A 16,370-nucleotide genomic window follows, 5' to 3' on the forward strand; every position below is an offset into this window, starting at 1 on the left:
TTCAGAGTTGGCTGCGGATCTGCCCGGGGGCAGATCGCGAATCAACGTAACAGCATATAGAGACGATAGAGATAGATAATCAACATCGCCGAAACCAGATTACCCGCTGCGGTGAAAATCACCGATGAGACATTAAGCGGTAACACAGTCAGCGACGAGAAGAACAGCATCACCACAACTTTGGCCAGCAGCCAGAGCAGGATCGCGGGCGCGATCAGCTTCACGTTCTTCCACGCCATCCGCATGCTGGCGCGCATGGCGGCAAAGACGCCCATTTTCTCACGGGCCACCATTACCGGCGCCAGCGACAGCAGCATGGTCAGCAGAATCCCAGGCACTACCAGCACCATAAAGCCCAGTTGCGCCACCAGCGTCATCAGGAAGGTGAGCAGCAGCAGTTTAGGCAGCATTGGCACGGAGGCGCCAATTGCCCGCAGCGCGCTGACACGCTGGCCGGAAGAGACCAGCGGGATCAGGCAGAGCATGCCGCCCAGCAGCAGCGTATTGCCCATCAGCGCCGCAAAGGTGCTGGCAGCCGAGGCGTGCAGCAGGACCTGCTGCTGCTCCGGAGACATATTCTGCACCATCTCAAACAGCGAACTGGCGCTGACGTCACTCTGCTGGAGTATGGCCATCTGGTCGGCACCGGGTGTCAGCACATGCACCAGCATAACGGTAATAAAAGCGGTCAGCAGCGACAGCAACAGCAACGTAGCCAGTTGATGACGCGCAAAATTTCCTGTGTCACGGTATAACGAGCTGGCCGTGATAGACATGTACACTCCTTGGAGGAACCGGGTTAATTAACCCGGCGATTGTACATGTTCTGGCAGCTCGCGGGCACCCGCCGTGGCATAACTTTCTGTCATATCAGGTAAAGAAGGCGCAAAAAGCGCAGGAAGACCATAACGGGCGCGGGCGCGATCGCAGGCTTCGTTAGGAATGCCCGCCTCACCAGACATGGCAAACTCCCGACAGGGCGTCGGACGTTGCTCATAAATCCCGCAGGAGACACAGCCACCGATTTCGCCCTCAAGAGCGACGCAGCGGGGCGTGCGATCGTTCGTCCCCCGCATATTGCGCATCAACAGGCTCAGTGGTTCGGTTAAGTGGGTTGGCACCAGTCCGCCAGCATCATCGGCTTCGGCCCAGTAAAAAGAGACGCGGAAATGGGCGCAGCAGGCGCCACAGCTGACACAGGGATTCGTTATTTCATGCATTTGATCACCCGCCCCTCCCAGGGCATCGAACCAAAATCAACAAGGAAGAGAAGCAAAATAGGCTGGCCGAAATTATTCAGCAAGCGCTATTTTTCGCAGCCAGCCGGTGCTGAAATTGATCTAAATCAATTCATTGTTTTATAAGCAGTTTATCTGAAGCGTTCAGAGTGCAATTTTCTGTAAATCACGTTAAAAAATTGCCAGCTAAAAAAGCGATGACGTTCGCGATGTTAACATTAAGCAAAGGAGTGATAATGAAACTGGCAAAATGCGCAATGCTGCTGGCACTGGCGTTGCCTCAGCTGGCAATGGCCCACGAAGCGGGTGACTTCTTTATGCGGGCTGGCAGTGCCACCGTCCGGCCCACCGAGGGTTCCGATAACGTGTTAGGCATGGGGGAATTCAGTGCCTCCAATGACACGCAGCTGGGCCTGACATTTACTTATATGGCAACAGATAATATAGGGGTCGAGCTGCTGGCCGCCACGCCATTCCGGCATAAAGTGGGCCTTGGCCCGACCGGTACGCTGGCGACGGTGCGCCAGTTGCCACCTACGCTGATGGCGCAGTACTACTTCTTTGACAGCAAAAGCCCGGTGCGTCCTTACGTGGGCGTGGGCGTGAACTACACCACTTTTTACGATGCTAAATTCAACCAGACCGGCCGTGATGCGGGTCTGACCGACCTCAGCGTGAAGGACTCCTGGGGCGTGGCGGGTCAGGTGGGTCTCGATTATCAGATCAATCGCGACTGGATGCTGAATGCGTCGCTGTGGTACATGGATATCGATACGGAAGTGAAGTTTAAAGCGGGGGGCGAACAGCAGAACATCAACATGCGCGTCGATCCCTGGGTGTTCTTCTTCGGCGCGGGCTACCGTTTCTGACAATAAAAAAGGCCGCTGAATCCGCGGCCTTTTTGTCGATCAGAGGTTACTTGATCTGCATGTTGTTAACAACCGATCTTACGCCCGCCACGCTGCGTGTCACCTGAACGGCACGGTTGGCCATCTGTGGTGATGAAACAAAGCCGCTCAGCTGAACTTTGCCTTTAAAGGTTTCTACGTTGATTTCCGTCGACTTCAGCGACTCATCTTTCAGCAGCGCACCTTTGACTTTGGTGGTAACGACGGTGTCATCGATATAGCCACCGGTTCCCTCTTTAGTTGCGGTTGGCGCACAGGCGCTCAGTGTCAGCGCAACCACGCCTGCCAGTACAGCACCTGCCAGCATTTTAACGAATTTCATTGCTTTCTCTCCCTGTCACAAATTGGATGCGACGTTACCGTAACGGCGCACTGTCATTGTGGTGCAGATTTGACGAAAAGGGCAAATGGCGGCGGATAAAAAAGGAAACAAATCATGCCTTATCGGGTGATAAGGCATGATGGCAGGATTAGCGGCTGGCAGCTTTGAGGCGGCTGACAAACTGCTTCAGTTCACTCAGCATCACGTCCGGTTCGGCGTGATGCTTTTCGATGATTCTGACAATCGCTGAACCGGAGATGGCGCCCGCCGCACCCGCCGCGATCGCTTCCTTCACCTGTTCCGGTTCCGAGATACCAAAGCCCTGCAGCGGCGGCGCGGCGTGATATTCACGTAGCCTGTCGATCAGATGCTGCAGCGGCAGGCTGGCGCGGTTTTCAGCACCGGTTACGCCTGCACGCGACAGCAGATAGGTGTAACCGCGACCGTGTGACGCGATCTCACGCAGCAGCTCATCGCTGGCATTGGGCGGACAGATAAAGATCGGTGCCACACCGTGACGCAGCGCCGCCTGACGGAAGGGCGCAGACTCTTCAACCGGTACGTCGGCCACCAGGACGGAATCGACACCGGCTTCGGCACAACGGGCATAAAACGCATCCACGCCGTTGGTAAAGACCAGATTGGCGTACATCAGCAGACCAATCGGCAGATCCGGATATTTGCGGCGGATGGTCGCCAGCATCTCAAAGCACTGGCTGGTGTTAGTGCCCGCCGCAAAAGCGCGTAACGTCGCGTTCTGGATGGTCGGGCCATCGGCCAGCGGATCGGAGAAGGGGATCCCCAGCTCCAGAGCATCTGCGCCCCCTTCAACCAGCGCGTCGATCACACGCAGTGACAGCGCAGGGGACGGGTCGCCGAGCGTCACAAAGGGAACGAAAGCGCCTTCGTTGTTCGCTGACAGGCGGGTAAACAGTTGATTGTAACGTTCCATCAGATTTCTCCCTGCGCAGTCAGAATGTCATGAACGGTGAAAATATCTTTGTCGCCACGGCCGGAAAGGTTGACCACAATCAGCTGCTCTTTCTCCGGCTCCGCATGGATCATCTTCAGTGCATGAGCCAGCGCATGGGAGGACTCCAGCGCCGGGATAATGCCTTCCGCGCGGCAGAGCTGTTTAAAGGCGTCCATCGCTTCATTATCGGTAATCGAAACGTAGTCTGCGCGACCGATGCTGTTGAGATGCGCATGCTGCGGGCCTACCGACGGGAAATCTAGGCCGGCAGAGATAGAGTAGGACTCTTCGATCTGGCCGTCGTGCGTCTGCATCATCGGCGCTTTCATGCCGAAATAGATCCCCACGCGACCGTGCTTCAGCGGCGCACCATGTTCGCCCGTCTCGATGCCGTGACCCGCCGGTTCGACCCCGATCAGCTTCACGCTGGTCTCGTCGATGAAGTCGGCAAACATCCCGATGGCGTTGGAACCGCCGCCCACACAGGCGAGGATCGCATCCGGCAGGCGTCCCTCTTTTTCCAGAATCTGCTTTTTGGTCTCTTCGCCAATCATGCGCTGAAACTCGCGCACAATCGTCGGGAAGGGATGGGGACCCGCCGCCGTACCGAGCATATAGTGCGCGGTTTCATAGCTGCCGGACCAGTCGCGCAGCGCCTCATTACAGGCGTCTTTCAGCGTGGCAGAGCCGCTGTGCACCGGGATCACTTCCGCGCCCATCAGACGCATACGGAACACGTTTGGTGACTGACGCTCCACATCTTTTGCGCCCATGTAGATGCGGCACTTCATGCCCAGCAGTGCGCAGGCCAGGGCGGATGCCACACCGTGCTGACCCGCACCGGTTTCAGCGATAATTTCGTTTTTGCCCATGCGTTTGGCTAACAGCGCCTGACCCAGCACCTGGTTGGTTTTGTGTGCGCCGCCGTGCAGCAGATCTTCACGCTTGAGATAGAGACGGGTTCTGGTGCCTTTGGTCAGGTTTTTGCACAGCGTCAGCGCGGTCGGACGACCCGCATAGTTCTTCAGCAGGTCGGTAAATTCGGCCTGAAACGCCGGATCTTTCTGCGCGTCGACAAACGCCTGTTCGAGCTGGCGCAGCGCGGGCATCAGGATCTGCGGAACGTACATTCCGCCAAATTCGCCAAAGTAGGGATTGAGTAACGTCATTTTTATCTTCCTTTCTCGGGCCCGGGTAAAGCGGGCCAGGCAAATCAGTAGGCACGCAGTGTCTGAAACACAGCAGCGATTTTACGGGCATCTTTGATGCCGGGCGCGCTTTCCACGCCAGAGTTGAAGTCCAGTCCGGCACAGCCCAGCTGCGCGGCTTCAACGCAGTTATCTGCGCTGAGGCCACCGGCCAGCAGCACATTGTCCAGGGCCTGCCCCTGCAGCAGTGACCAGTCGAAACGTTCGCCGGTGCCGCCGTTGCCGTTGTCGAACACGTAGCGGTCCACATGCGGCCAGTCGCGGGCCGGGACGCTTCCCTCAATGCGCAGCGCCTTCCAGATCTGAACCTCTGCGGGCAGCGCGGCGCGCAGTTCGGCTACAAACGTGGGGCTCTCATCGCCATGCAGCTGAACGGCTGACAGCGAAAGGGTTTCCGTTTGCGTGACAATGTCACTTATTGTGTTGTTGCGAAAGACGCCGACATAGCGCAGCGGCGCAGCCGCCATCACCGACTGCGCCGTGGCCGTGTCGATCAGGCGCGGTGAGCCTTCGGCAAAGATCAGGCCACCATAGATGGCACCGGCTTCATAAGCGGCACGCGCATTTTCAGGGCGGGTCAGGCCGCATACCTTGTTACTGCCCAGCGTGACCCGACGCACCGCAGCGGTCAGATCGGACTCTTCCATCAGGGCGGAGCCGATCAGGAAACCGTTGGCAAAATGGCTGAGCTCGCGAATATCCGCATAGCTGTTGATCCCCGACTCGCTGATGACCGTCACGCCATGCGACAGGCGCGGAGCCAGCTGGCGCGTGCGGTTAAGATCGATAGAGAGATCGCGCAGATCGCGGTTGTTGATCCCCACGACTTTTGCCTGCAGAGCGATGGCGCGCTCCAGCTCCTCTTCGTTGCTGACTTCGGTCAGGATGCCCATCTTCAGGCTGTGCGCCACGGCGGCCAGCTGACGATACTGCTCATCATCCAGTACAGAGAGCATCAGCAGAATGGCATCCGCCTGGTAGTAACGCGCCAGGTAGATCTGGTAGGGATCGATAATGAAATCTTTGCACAGCACCGGCTGGGTAATCGCCGCGCTGACTATCGGCAGAAAGGCGAAGTCGCCCTGGAAATATTTCTCATCGGTCAGCACGGAGACCGCAGAGGCGTAGTGGCGATAGACGCCGGCAATAGCGGCCGGGTCAAAATCCTCGCGGATCACGCCTTTCGAAGGGGACGCTTTTTTGCACTCCAGGATAAACGCGGTGCGTGCACCCTGCAGCGCGTCGTAGAAATGACGGCTGGCAGGTTCAATGCTGTTCTGAAAGGTAGAGAGCGGCTGCTGCTGCTGACGGGCTTCCACCCAGATCGCTTTATCCTGAACAATTTTTTCTAACACGGTGCCTTTCATGATTATCCTCTTGCTGCCAGTGCGACGACGCGCTCATACGCCTGTCCGCTGCGGATGGCGTTAAGCGCCTGCCGGGCGTTTTCACGCAGATCTTCCTGACCGAATACTTTAAGCAACATCGCCACGTTGATGGCGACCGCTTCTTCATGGGCCTGCTGGCCATTACCCTGGAGTAAAGCCGTGAGAATGTCACGATTTTCTTCCGGCGTGCCGCCCGCCAGTGCCTCTTTGGGATGGAAGCCAAAACCAAAGTCCTCCGGCGAGAGCTGATAGCGGGTGATCTCGCCATCGCGCAGTTCGGCCACATGTGTCACGTCGTGCAGCGCCACCTCATCCATGCCGCCGCCATGCACCACCGCGGCGCGCTGGTAGCCCAGCACTTTCAGGGTCTGGGCAATCGGCATCACCAGATCCGGGCTGTAGACACCAATCACGGCCAGCGGCGGACGTGCAGGATTGATCAGCGGGCCGAGCACGTTAAACAGCGTGCGCGTTTTAAGTTGCTGGCGAACCGGCATCGCGTGGCGGAAACCGGTATGGTATTGCGGCGCAAACAGGAAGCAGACGTTCAGATCGTCCAGCGCCTGGCGCGCCCGCTCTGCAGGCATATCAAGATCGATGCCAAAGGCCGCCAGCAGATCGGAAGAGCCGGACTTGCTGGAGACGCTGCGGTTGCCATGCTTTGCCACTTTCAGTCCGCAGGTGGCGGCCACAAACGCGCTGGCGGTGGAGATATTAATGCTGTTGCTGCCATCGCCGCCGGTGCCGACGATGTCCGCGAAGGCATAGCCCGGGCGCGGGAAGGGTTTGGCATCTTCCAGCAGCGCCGTGGCGGCCCCGGCGATCTCTTCCGGCGACTCACCGCGCACTTTCATGGCGACCAGCGCCGCGGCGAGCTGTACCGGCTCCAGCTGTCCGGTAATAATGGCGCTGAAGAGGGCGTGACTCTCCGCCTGACTCAGCGTCTGCGCCTGGTAAAGTTTTTCCAGTGTCTGTTGCATCGTTATTCTCCCTTTACTTCGCCAGCGCCCAGGCCAGCGTCTGCTCAAGCAGCCGCGCGCCCTGAGAAGTCAGAATCGATTCCGGGTGGAACTGAAAGCCGCAAACCCGGTCGGTTTCATGGCGCACCGCCATCACCATCCCGTTGTAACTGGCATTGACCGTCAGCGCTTGCGGTGTGTTACTGCCCACCAGTGAGTGATAACGCGCCACCGGCAGTGGATTGCTCAGACCGGCAAACATCGCCTCGCCGTCGTGATCGATCGAGGAGGCTTTACCGTGCAGGATCTCTCCCGCCTGACCGACATGGCCGCCGTAGGCTTCCACAATCGCCTGATGTCCCAGACAGATACCGATAATCGGCAGACGACCGCGCAGCGCCTGCAGCAGCGCGGGCATACAGCCCGCATCCTTTGGCGCGCCGGGACCCGGAGAGAGCATCAGCACCGGGTTTTCCATTCGCTGCAGTTGTTCGATCAACAGCTCCGCAGGCAGGTTATTGCGGTAGATCACCACGTTGTGACCAAAGGTCCGCAGCTGATCAACCAGGTTGTAGGTAAATGAGTCGATGTTATCGAGCAGCAGAATATCGGCCATCAGAAGATCTCCTTGCAGTGATGGGCAGTCGCGATTGCGCGCAGAACGGCGCGGGCCTTGTTGCGGCTTTCATCCGCTTCAGCCTGCGGATGAGAATCCAGCACCACACCCGCACCGGCCTGCACGGTGGCGACGCCATCTTCGACATAGGCCGAACGGATGACGATACAGGTATCCAGATCGCCCTGCGCCGTGAAGTAGCCCACCGCGCCGCCGTAGCTGCCACGGCGTGTGCCTTCGGCACCGGCAATCAGCTGCATGGCGCGCACTTTTGGCGCACCGCTGAGGGTGCCCATGTTCATGCAGGCGCGGTAGGCGTGCAGCACATCCAGGTCGGCGCGCAGCGTACCCACCACGCGGGACACCAGGTGCATCACAAACGAATAGCGGTCCACTTTGGTGAGGTCCGCGACGTAACGGCTGCCCGGCACACAGATACGGGCCAGGTCGTTTCGTGCCAGATCCACCAGCATCAGATGTTCAGCCAGCTCTTTATGGTCGGTGCGCATCTCCAGCTCGATCCGGCTGTCGAGATCGCGGTCCAGCGAGCCGTCAGCGTGGCGGCCACGCGGGCGCGTACCGGCAATCGGATAAATTTCGATCTGACGCGAGGTGGCGTCATACTTCAGCGAACTCTCTGGCGAGGCGCCGAACAGTGAGAAATCCTGATCCTGCATAAAGAACATGTAGGGGCTGGGGTTGCTGTTTTTCAGCGTGTCATAGGCGGCCAGCGGCGACGGGCAGGGCAGTGAGAAGCGGCGGGACGGCACCACCTGGAAAATCTCGCCGATGCGAATCGCCTGCTGCATCTCACGCACCACCTCACAATAGGCTTCGTCGCTCTGGCTGGTGGTCAGCGTCATCTGCGCCACCGGCTGCACCGGCAGCGCCGGAGCGGGCTGCAGGATCTGGCCATGCAGCTGCTCAATGCGGCGCTGCAGGCGCTGGAACTCGCTGGTGGAAGGGCAGAACAGGCTGGCCTGCAGACGCGCGCTGCGGGTCTGATGGTCGATCACCAGTAAGGTTTCTGCCAGATAGAAGCAGTAGTCGGGGCAGCGCTGCTGATTATCCAGCACGGGCAGCGTCTCAAAACCGGCCACCAGGTCATAGGCGAACAGGCCACCCAGCAGCACGGCTTCGCGCTCGTCGGCTGAGGAGTTGACCAGTTGCGGGATCAGACGCAGCGCATCAAAGACCGACAGCGCCTTCAGCCGGGAATCTTCATCCTGCTGATGGTCGTGGCTCGGCGGGAAGGTCAGCTCGCGTCCATCGGGGCGCACCTGATTGCCCACGGCGGCGGGCAGCGCCTCATCCAGCAGCGGCAGCAGGGCGCGGCCATTTTCCGATAGCGCCTGTACGGTGACAGTAGGGCCCATTGCGCTGATGCGCAGCGCGCTGTCGACGATCAGCAGGCTTTTTAAATTGCGCTTGCTGTCGATGTCAGCAGACTCAAGCAGCAGGGTTGCCGGACGTGCGCCGCAAAGCTGGTGAAACACTGCGGCCGGATCTTCGCGGTAAGGCGCGGTGCCGGTAATCAACTTCACTGTAGGTTTCGCATTTGGCATGATGATTTCTCTGAATTTCGCTCAAAAAAAAGCCCGCGTCTTGGCGGGCTCAGGTTTTCACACGGCGTTTACGCAAAGTGTGCACGATCCTGTCGCCCTTAATCGGGAACAGCGCGCCAACCCTCTGAATGCATCATTACTTCCGCCATGACTGAATACCCCTTGCGTGTGAACTTGTGTACTAGTTAACGGGTTCAGGTCGAAAATGTCAATACACTTTTTCACTGACCGCGAAAATCGTTATCATGCTGGCCGGTTTAGTTTCAGCAGGAGTTCTCTTGAGCGATATCGCCCGTTTCCCGGTTTACGATTTACACAGCCACACGCGCGCCTCGGATGGTCTGCTGTCGCCCGCCGCGCTGGTGCAGCGGGCCGTTGAGATGCGCGTCGGCGTGCTGGCGATCACCGATCACGACAGCACCGCCGGGGTGGCAGAGGCGCAGCAGACGGCGAGTGAGCTGAATCTGCCGATCAGCGTGCTGGCCGGAGCCGAGCTCTCAACGCTGTGGGAGAACCATGAGATTCACATCGTGGGGCTGAACATTGATATCGATCATCCGGCGATGGTGACCTTTCTGGCCGGGCAGCTGGCCTGCCGCCAGACGCGGGCGGCCGAGATTGGCGAGCGGCTGGCAAGGGCGCGGATTCCCGATGCGCTGGCGGGCGCTACGCGCCTGGCCGATGGCGGCATCCTTACCCGCGGACATTTCGCCCGCTTCCTGATTGAGCAGGGCAAAGCGGACAACATGGCCCAGGTATTCAAAAATTATCTGGCGCGCGGCAAAACCGGCTACGTCCCGCCACAATGGTGTACAATTAAACAAGCTATTGATGCGATTCATCATTCTGGCGGCTGTGCCGTGCTGGCCCATCCGGGCCGCTACGGTTTATCGGCGAAGTGGCTGAAACGTCTGATCGCCCACTTCCGCGAGGCGGGTGGCGATGCCATTGAGGTCGCACAGTGCCAGCAGCCGCCGAATGAGCGGACACAGCTGGCGCACTACGCCAGAGATAACGATCTGGCCGCATCACAAGGTTCTGATTTTCATCAACCCTGCCCGTGGATTGAGCTGGGTCGCAAACTCTGGCTGCCAGCAGGGGTGGAGCCGGTCTGGGAACGTTTCCCGGCACTCGCGCCATGCCCGGCCATCACGGAAAGGTGACACGAGGTTTCTATGAGTCAACTGTTTCATATTCATCCGGACAACCCGCAACCGCGTCTGATTAAGCAGGCGGTCGACTACCTGAACAAAGGCAGCGTCATCGTTTATCCAACGGATTCCGGTTACGCGCTGGGCTGTCGGCTGGAGGAGAAAGGCGCGATGGAGCGGATCTGTCGTATCCGTCAGCTCGACGGGCACCACAATTTCACCCTGATGTGTCGTGATCTCTCGGAGCTCTCCGTCTATTCGCAGGTGGGTAACTCCGCGTTTCGACTGCTGAAAAATAATACGCCAGGCAACTACACCTTCATCCTCAAGGCGACCAAAGAGGTGCCGCGCCGCCTGATGAATGAAAAACGTAAAACTATCGGTCTGCGCGTGCCGTCCAATCCGGTGGCGCTGGCGCTGCTGGACGCGCTGAATGAGCCGATGATGTCGACCTCCCTGATCCTGCCGGGCAACGATTTCACCGAATCCGATCCGGAAGAAATTCAGCACAGCATCGGTAAGCTGGTCGATCTGATTATTGACGGCGGCACGCTGGGGCAACAGCCGACGACGGTGATCGATCTGACCACCGATGCGCCGGAAATTGTACGTGAAGGCGTCGGTGATACCCGCCCGTTTCAGTAATTAAGCCGGGTGTCAGGCACCGCGTTCGGGTGCCTGTTGCAGGTTTGACTGCAACCAGTTTTTAAACTGGCCGTAGGGAATATAAAGTGAAACATCTTTCAGGATCACTTTTCCATTACGGCCATTTTTAATGGCATCGGAATATCCCACAATAACGCCGCTTAACGTGTCATCACTGTTATACACGCCGCCGCCCGACATGCCCTGAACCACACCGGCATTTGACGCCATCGCCAGGCAGGGGCTTTTATTCCAGTTATTCCGGATAGCGGTGCGGGCTAAATTAACGCCCTTCGACTCCACCGGCATGGCGGAAATAAAACTGTAGCCATACATTTTAACGGGATCGCCAATATCACCGCTGCGGAATTTAGCCAGCGTTCCGGCATCGTTCTTGTGATAAATAATCGCAAGATCGCAATAGGGGTGATAGGACTTTACGCGCTGCACGGCCGTTTTAGCGACGTGCGCCGCCGTCAGGCTATATTCAGGCGTCAAAGGAATGCTGGTGCCCAGTGTGCCAAGCCCGAGGATCGTCGGAATGCCAGTCACGCTCATATCTACGTGCTGCATCGCCGTACGACTGTACTCGGTGTGGCCCACAGAACACCCGCTCAGCACCAGTGCAGCAAGCACCGGAAACAGCGTCAGGTTTCTCATGATGGGTTTCTTTCTTCTGGCATGTCAGGAAATCCCTGGTGAAGACTTTTGACATGCAAACAAGGTTCATCACTGAACCGTATTAACGCAATAATTCCGTATGCGCCGGTTTATTGGATTAATCAAAGCACGATATTTATTAACGAATCACTAAGGTAAAACTTTCTTTTCGCGACCCCCTTATAACGGCAGGCTCTGCTTTTTTATGGTGCTGCTGAGATAAAGTGTATCAGCTTAATAGTGTCATACAATTTATTAATGCTGATAAAAAGGAAATATCTCTGAAAATAAGGTTTTAATTAAATCTCCATTAAGAATAATCTGACCTTTTCATTTACGCCCATGGGTCAGGTTGACTAAACGCAATCATCCAGTGTTATATGCTACCTTTAATCTTTTTTGCAGAGAATTGGAAGCGGGATGGAATCGGGTGAAGTGTAAGATAGTGTTAATATTTTGATCATCAGAACAACAGGCCCGTTGAGCAGGGCAGAACAGAAAATTTAATTGCCATCAGCTCTAAAGTTTCTGCGAAAGCCGTTTTATTAAACATATTCTCTAATCAAACCTCTGCTGTTAAATTAATGAGATGTTGAATTATCCGGAATAAAACTTTCAGCGATCGAGGCTTCTTTATTTGTTACAGGCTCGCTCACAAAGGGCGTTACTTCGGGGTTAAATATCTGTATAATGGGCCCAAATTGATAGTTTAAGCTGTTGATTCATATAGAATTATCACCCTACCGTGACGCCTGGGAAGGCGACAAAGAGGAAGCGCCATGAGCGAAAAGTTACAGAAAGTCTTAGCCCGGGCCGGTCATGGCTCGCGGCGTGAAATCGAATCCATGATTGCTGCTGGCCGCGTCAGCGTCGACGGCAAAATCGCCACCCTGGGCGATCGTGTCGAGAGCAGCAAATCCCTGAAAATCCGTATTGATGGTCATCTGGTGTCGATTGCTGAATCAGCAACCGAAGTCTGCCGCGTGCTGGCGTACTACAAACCGGAAGGCGAGCTCTGCACCCGCAGCGATCCTGAAGGTCGCCCGACTGTCTTTGACCGCCTGCCGCGTCTGCGCGGCTCACGCTGGATTGCCGTTGGCCGTCTGGATGTGAACACCTGTGGTCTGATGCTCTTTACCACCGATGGTGAACTGGCTAACCGCCTGATGCATCCAAGCCGTGAAGTGGAACGTGAATATGCGGTGCGTGTCTTTGGCCAGGTTGATGACGATAAAATCCGTCAGCTGAGCAAGGGTGTGCAACTGGAAGATGGCCCGGCTGCCTTCAAGACCCTGCGTTTTGGTGGCGGAGAGGGGATCAACCAGTGGTACAACGTGACCCTGACCGAAGGACGTAACCGTGAAGTCCGTCGTTTGTGGGAAGCCGTCGGTGTGCAGGTCAGCCGTCTGATGCGTGTCCGCTATGGCGATATTACCTTACCGAAAGGGCTGCCGCGGGGCGGCTGGACCGAACTGGATCTGCCAGCGGTCAACTACCTGCGTAACCTGGTCGGGATGGATGATGAAACCGTCACAAAGCTGGTGGTGGAGAAAGATCGTCGTCGCACCAAAGCGAATCAGATCCGCCGCGCCGTGAAACGCCACAGCAAAGTGAGCAGCACGCCGCGTACGCCACGCCGTAATCCGGGCAGCAAACGCAACGCCGGATAACGACGTCGCTGACGACACAAAAAACGCAGCCCCGGGGCTGCGTTTTCTTTTTCTGCTACCAGTCGATGCCCTGCTGGGCCTGAATACCGGCGTCGAATGCGTGCTTAACCGGCCGCATCTCGGTCACCGTATCCGCCATCTCCAGCAGACTGCGATGACAGCCACGGCCGGTAATAATGACGCTCTGATGCGCCGGACGCTGTTGCAGGGCCGCGATCACTTCCTCCAGCGGCAGATAATCCATGCTGACCATATAGGTGATCTCGTCGAGTATCACCAGGTCAAGCTGTTCATCGGCCAGCATCCGTTTTGCATGCTGCCAGACGGCCAGGCAGGCGGCCGTATCCGTTTCCCGGTTCTGGGTATCCCAGGTAAAACCGGTGGCCATCACCTGAAATTCAACGCCGTGCTGCGCCAGCAGATTGCGCTCGCCGTTCGGCCACTCACCTTTAATAAACTGGATAGCCGCAGTGCTTTTGCCGTGCCCGGTGGCGCGCAGTGCGGTGCCAAAGGCGGCGGTGGTCTTGCCTTTGCCGTTGCCGGTAAAGACCATCAGGATGCCGCGTACCTCGGTCGCCGCGGCAATCCGCGCATCCACCTGCTCCTTGAGCCGCTGCTGACGCTGCTGATGACGATCGTCCGCCATTATTCTGCGGCTCCCGGTTTTCTGCCTGGCTGCGCATCGAAGCTGATGCCGGTCTTGCGGCGACTGTCATCGCCCATCAGATAGAGGTAGAGCGGCATCAGGTCGGCGGGGGTTTTCAGCTTACTGGCATCTTCCTGCGGAAACGCGCTGGCGCGCATTTTGGTCCGGGTGCCGCCCGGATTGATACAGTTGACCCGCAGCGACTGGTTCTTATATTCGTCAGCCAGCACCTGCATCATCCCTTCAGTCGCAAATTTTGAGACGGCATAGGCGCCCCAGCCAGCGCGCCCGGTGCGGCCGACACTGGAGGTGGTAAAGACCAGAGAGCCTGCGTCTGACTTCAGCAGCAGCGGCAGCAGCGCCTGGGTCAGGAAGAAGGTGGCGTCCAGGTTGATGTTCATCACGTCCTGCCAGATCTGCGGCTCCAGCTCGGCCAGCGGCACGATTTCTCCGAGGATCCCGGCGTTGTGCAGCACGCCATCCAGACGCGGAAACTGCTGCTGCAGCCGATCGGCGACCTGGCGGCAGCGTTCCGGGGTCGCCTCGGCCAGATCGAACACCAGGCGGTGAGCAGGGCGTTTATTCAGCTGATTAATGGCCTGTTCGACCTGCTGAAGTTTCTCAGGATTGCGACCCATCAGAATCACGTCAGCGCCGTAGCGCGCATAGGTCAGCGCCGCTTCCCGGCCGATGCCATCTGAAGCGCCAGTGACCAGAATAATACGGTTATTGAGCAGGTCGCTTTTCGGTTGATAATGCACAGCGGGGTTCCTCCGGCGAAAACAGCATGATTCCGCTTTATGCCTGAAATAACGAATCGGCGCAATCGCCAGGGTGCGCATTCTGTGCCGGCTGCTGGCATTTCAGGCGACGAGGCGGGGCAAAGCGGCTAAACTGGCAGACTGTTTTCGATTTTCTGTTTACTAAGGCGACCTGATGGATTTTATTTCGACGTATGGACTGTTTTTAGCGAAAGCGGTGACGCTGGTGGTTGCCGTCGCTGCGATTGTCATGATTATTATGAATGCTGCGCTCCGCAAGCGGGCACAAAGCGGCCAGCTTCGTCTGACGCATCTGGGTGATGACTATCAGCAGATGAAAGATGATCTGCAGCTGGCAAAAATGAAACCGCAGGCGCAAAAGGTCTGGCTGAAAAACCATAAAAAGAGCGAAAAGCAGAAAGCTAAAGCGGAAAAGCAGGCGGCGAAACAGGGGCAGACCGACAGTGTGAAGCCCACGCTTTATGTGCTCGATTTCAAAGGCAGCATGGACGCCGGTGAGGTGAGCTCACTGCGTGAAGAGATCTCTGCCGTGCTGGCGGTGAAGCAGCCGGGCGATGAGGTGTTGCTGCGTCTGGAGAGTCCGGGCGGGGTGGTGCATGGCTATGGCCTCGCAGCTTCGCAGCTGCAGCGTCTGCGTGATGAGGGCGTGCGCATCACCGCCGCGGTGGATAAAGTGGCGGCCAGTGGCGGTTACATGATGGCCTGCGTGGCCGACCGTATTGTGGCCGCGCCGTTCTCAATTATCGGCTCCATCGGCGTCGTCGCGCAGATCCCGAACTTCAACCGTCTGCTGAAGCGCAACGACATTGACGTTGAGCTGCACACCGCCGGGCAGTACAAGCGTACGCTGACGCTGTTCGGGGAAAATACGCCGGAAGGACGGGAAAAATTCCAGGAAGATCTGGATGAGACTCATCTGCTGTTTAAACAGTTTGTTCACCAGATGCGGCCGTCACTGGATATCGATCGGGTGGCAACCGGTGAACACTGGTATGGCCGTCAGGCGCTGGATCTTGGTCTGGTTGACGAAATCGGCACCAGTGACGACCTGATCATCCGTCACATGGAGCGGTTCAGCGTCCTCGGCGTGCACTACGCCCGTCGGCGTAAAATGATGGACCGTTTTACGCAGAGCGCCGGTTCAGTGGCGGAGCGGCTGCTGCTGAAACTCTGGCAGCGCGGTGAGAAGCCGCTGCTGTGATGCGAAACCCGGCGCGAGCCGGGTTTTTTATTCCAGGTGGTAGAGCGGCGACAGCGCAACGGCCAGGTGTTTGAAGACGTTAAACACCGCCGTGGTTTTGGGGGTTGGCAGCCCATCGGCGTCGAGAAAAAACGGACCGCGAAAGACCAGCACATCGCCCTGCTGGGTGACTTCATCCGCCTGCATTCCCGCGACATAATCATCGTGTTCCCTGATCAGCGCGTTGGCTTTTTCCAGCAATGCCTGGCGGGAAATAGCCTGAGTCGTTTTCTGCATTTATTCACTCCTTTTTGACAGTACCCAAATCCTTTCTATATTACTGGCGAGCCACAGGGCGTGACAACCTGGAGCCAGATGCCGGATTCTGTGCGGAAATCTGGCGTAAGTCCGGGTGGAGTGCTAATTAAGTTGCGTAACAGATTTTATCAGGTAGAGTGT

Annotated in this window: 16 protein-coding genes and 1 pseudogene; 5 read left to right on the top strand and 12 right to left on the bottom strand. The window is 57.5% G+C overall.

Annotated elements, in window-relative coordinates; all coding sequences use genetic code 11:
* Window positions 1-41 precede the first annotated feature (41 nt).
* Together ACNY69_RS08690 and ACNY69_RS08695 are read right to left on the bottom strand one after the other, a co-directional pair.
* Entirely contained in the window at window positions 42-776 is a 735-nt protein-coding gene (locus tag ACNY69_RS08690; RefSeq protein ID WP_111140054.1) for a YciC family protein, read from the bottom strand.
* A gap of 27 nt (window positions 777-803) precedes the next feature.
* The gene (locus ACNY69_RS08695) at window positions 804-1,220 is read right to left on the bottom strand and encodes a YkgJ family cysteine cluster protein (RefSeq protein ID WP_111140055.1); all 417 of its coding nucleotides are present in this window, start codon (window positions 1,218-1,220) and stop codon (window positions 804-806) included.
* 254 nt (window positions 1,221-1,474) lie between these two features.
* On the opposite strand from ACNY69_RS08695, the gene ompW reads away from it, so the two are divergent.
* On the top strand, window positions 1,475-2,107 hold the full coding sequence (gene ompW, locus ACNY69_RS08700; RefSeq protein WP_233498986.1) for an outer membrane protein OmpW: 633 nt from the start codon (window positions 1,475-1,477) through the stop codon (window positions 2,105-2,107).
* 46 nt (window positions 2,108-2,153) lie between these two features.
* Here ompW and ACNY69_RS08705 read toward each other — a convergent pair whose 3' ends face one another.
* The 6 genes and pseudogenes from ACNY69_RS08705 to ACNY69_RS08730 all read right to left on the bottom strand — a co-directional run bounded on the left by ACNY69_RS08705 (window position 2,154) and on the right by ACNY69_RS08730 (window position 9,177).
* Window positions 2,154-2,468 (bottom strand): BON domain-containing protein, encoded by a 315-nt coding sequence (locus ACNY69_RS08705; RefSeq protein WP_111140057.1) that lies wholly within the window; start codon window positions 2,466-2,468, stop codon window positions 2,154-2,156.
* Between the two features lie 148 nt (window positions 2,469-2,616).
* On the bottom strand, window positions 2,617-3,420 hold the full coding sequence (trpA, locus tag ACNY69_RS08710; RefSeq protein WP_111140058.1) for a tryptophan synthase subunit alpha: 804 nt from the start codon (window positions 3,418-3,420) through the stop codon (window positions 2,617-2,619).
* Window positions 3,420-4,610, bottom strand: a complete 1,191-nt coding sequence (gene trpB / locus ACNY69_RS08715; protein WP_111140059.1) for a tryptophan synthase subunit beta — start codon at window positions 4,608-4,610, stop codon at window positions 3,420-3,422. The genes trpA and trpB overlap by 1 nt, the downstream gene beginning before the upstream one ends.
* Before the next feature lie 44 nt (window positions 4,611-4,654).
* Window positions 4,655-6,016: a bifunctional indole-3-glycerol-phosphate synthase TrpC/phosphoribosylanthranilate isomerase TrpF gene (trpCF, locus tag ACNY69_RS08720; protein ID WP_418797955.1), complete on the bottom strand. Its 1,362-nt coding sequence runs from the start codon at window positions 6,014-6,016 to the stop codon at window positions 4,655-4,657.
* Between the two features lie 2 nt (window positions 6,017-6,018).
* Window positions 6,019-7,612, bottom strand: a pseudogene (gene trpD / locus ACNY69_RS08725) (bifunctional anthranilate synthase glutamate amidotransferase component TrpG/anthranilate phosphoribosyltransferase TrpD).
* Entirely contained in the window at window positions 7,612-9,177 is a 1,566-nt protein-coding gene (locus tag ACNY69_RS08730) for an anthranilate synthase component 1 (protein WP_418797957.1), read from the bottom strand. The pseudogene trpD and the gene ACNY69_RS08730 overlap by 1 nt, the downstream one beginning before the upstream one ends.
* 278 nt (window positions 9,178-9,455) lie before the next feature.
* Between ACNY69_RS08730 and rnm the strand changes: the two genes are divergently transcribed.
* Window positions 9,456-10,340: an RNase RNM gene (gene rnm, locus ACNY69_RS08735; protein ID WP_418797959.1), complete on the top strand. Its 885-nt coding sequence runs from the start codon at window positions 9,456-9,458 to the stop codon at window positions 10,338-10,340.
* Between the two features lie 12 nt (window positions 10,341-10,352).
* Window positions 10,353-10,973 (top strand): L-threonylcarbamoyladenylate synthase, encoded by a 621-nt coding sequence (locus ACNY69_RS08740; protein WP_111140065.1) that lies wholly within the window; start codon window positions 10,353-10,355, stop codon window positions 10,971-10,973.
* 12 nt (window positions 10,974-10,985) lie between these two features.
* Here the strand turns inward: ACNY69_RS08740 and ACNY69_RS08745 are convergent, their stop codons facing one another.
* Window positions 10,986-11,633 (bottom strand): serine protease, encoded by a 648-nt coding sequence (locus ACNY69_RS08745; protein WP_293771032.1) that lies wholly within the window; start codon window positions 11,631-11,633, stop codon window positions 10,986-10,988.
* A 779-nt stretch (window positions 11,634-12,412) separates the two neighbouring features.
* Here ACNY69_RS08745 and rluB point away from each other — a divergent pair.
* The gene (rluB, locus tag ACNY69_RS08750; protein ID WP_293771031.1) at window positions 12,413-13,303 is read left to right on the top strand and encodes a 23S rRNA pseudouridine(2605) synthase RluB; all 891 of its coding nucleotides are present in this window, start codon (window positions 12,413-12,415) and stop codon (window positions 13,301-13,303) included.
* 55 nt (window positions 13,304-13,358) lie between these two features.
* Here rluB and cobO read toward each other — a convergent pair whose 3' ends face one another.
* Both cobO and ACNY69_RS08760 read right to left on the bottom strand, forming a co-directional pair.
* Complete coding sequence (cobO, locus tag ACNY69_RS08755; RefSeq protein WP_418797961.1) at window positions 13,359-13,949, bottom strand: cob(I)yrinic acid a,c-diamide adenosyltransferase; 591 nt, start codon at window positions 13,947-13,949, stop codon at window positions 13,359-13,361.
* Window positions 13,949-14,710 (bottom strand): YciK family oxidoreductase, encoded by a 762-nt coding sequence (locus tag ACNY69_RS08760; RefSeq protein WP_111140069.1) that lies wholly within the window; start codon window positions 14,708-14,710, stop codon window positions 13,949-13,951. The genes cobO and ACNY69_RS08760 overlap by 1 nt, the downstream gene beginning before the upstream one ends.
* Window positions 14,711-14,885: 175 nt before the next feature.
* Between ACNY69_RS08760 and sohB the strand changes: the two genes are divergently transcribed.
* Window positions 14,886-15,932 carry a protease SohB gene (gene sohB, locus ACNY69_RS08765; protein ID WP_111140070.1) on the top strand — a complete coding sequence of 349 codons (1,047 nt, stop codon included), beginning with the start codon at window positions 14,886-14,888 and terminating at the stop codon, window positions 15,930-15,932.
* Window positions 15,933-15,959: 27 nt separating this feature from the next.
* Here the strand turns inward: sohB and ACNY69_RS08770 are convergent, their stop codons facing one another.
* The gene (locus ACNY69_RS08770) at window positions 15,960-16,208 is read right to left on the bottom strand and encodes a YciN family protein (protein ID WP_111140071.1); all 249 of its coding nucleotides are present in this window, start codon (window positions 16,206-16,208) and stop codon (window positions 15,960-15,962) included.
* Window positions 16,209-16,370 lie beyond the last annotated feature (162 nt).

The sequence above is a fragment of the Pantoea graminicola genome (assembly GCF_048452665.1).
Classification (GTDB): domain Bacteria; phylum Pseudomonadota; class Gammaproteobacteria; order Enterobacterales; family Enterobacteriaceae; genus Pantoea.

Bases quoted from the DNA above. Each gene is read 5' to 3' on its own strand.
- sohB (WP_111140070.1), top strand. From the start codon at position 14,886: ATGGATTTTATTTCGACGTATGGACTGTTTTTAGCGAAAGCGGTGACG.
- rluB (WP_293771031.1), top strand. From the start codon at position 12,413: ATGAGCGAAAAGTTACAGAAAGTCTTAGCCCGGGCCGGTCATGGCTCG.
- ACNY69_RS08770 (WP_111140071.1), bottom strand. From the start codon at position 16,208: ATGCAGAAAACGACTCAGGCTATTTCCCGCCAGGCATTGCTGGAAAAA.
- ACNY69_RS08730 (WP_418797957.1), bottom strand. From the start codon at position 9,177: ATGCCAAATGCGAAACCTACAGTGAAGTTGATTACCGGCACCGCGCCT.
- trpA (WP_111140058.1), bottom strand. From the start codon at position 3,420: ATGGAACGTTACAATCAACTGTTTACCCGCCTGTCAGCGAACAACGAA.
- trpB (WP_111140059.1), bottom strand. From the start codon at position 4,610: ATGACGTTACTCAATCCCTACTTTGGCGAATTTGGCGGAATGTACGTT.
- ACNY69_RS08745 (WP_293771032.1), bottom strand. From the start codon at position 11,633: ATGAGAAACCTGACGCTGTTTCCGGTGCTTGCTGCACTGGTGCTGAGC.
- ACNY69_RS08695 (WP_111140055.1), bottom strand. From the start codon at position 1,220: ATGCATGAAATAACGAATCCCTGTGTCAGCTGTGGCGCCTGCTGCGCC.
- ACNY69_RS08705 (WP_111140057.1), bottom strand. From the start codon at position 2,468: ATGAAATTCGTTAAAATGCTGGCAGGTGCTGTACTGGCAGGCGTGGTT.
- ACNY69_RS08690 (WP_111140054.1), bottom strand. From the start codon at position 776: ATGTCTATCACGGCCAGCTCGTTATACCGTGACACAGGAAATTTTGCG.
- ACNY69_RS08740 (WP_111140065.1), top strand. From the start codon at position 10,353: ATGAGTCAACTGTTTCATATTCATCCGGACAACCCGCAACCGCGTCTG.
- cobO (WP_418797961.1), bottom strand. From the start codon at position 13,949: ATGGCGGACGATCGTCATCAGCAGCGTCAGCAGCGGCTCAAGGAGCAG.
- trpCF (WP_418797955.1), bottom strand. From the start codon at position 6,016: ATGAAAGGCACCGTGTTAGAAAAAATTGTTCAGGATAAAGCGATCTGG.
- ompW (WP_233498986.1), top strand. From the start codon at position 1,475: ATGAAACTGGCAAAATGCGCAATGCTGCTGGCACTGGCGTTGCCTCAG.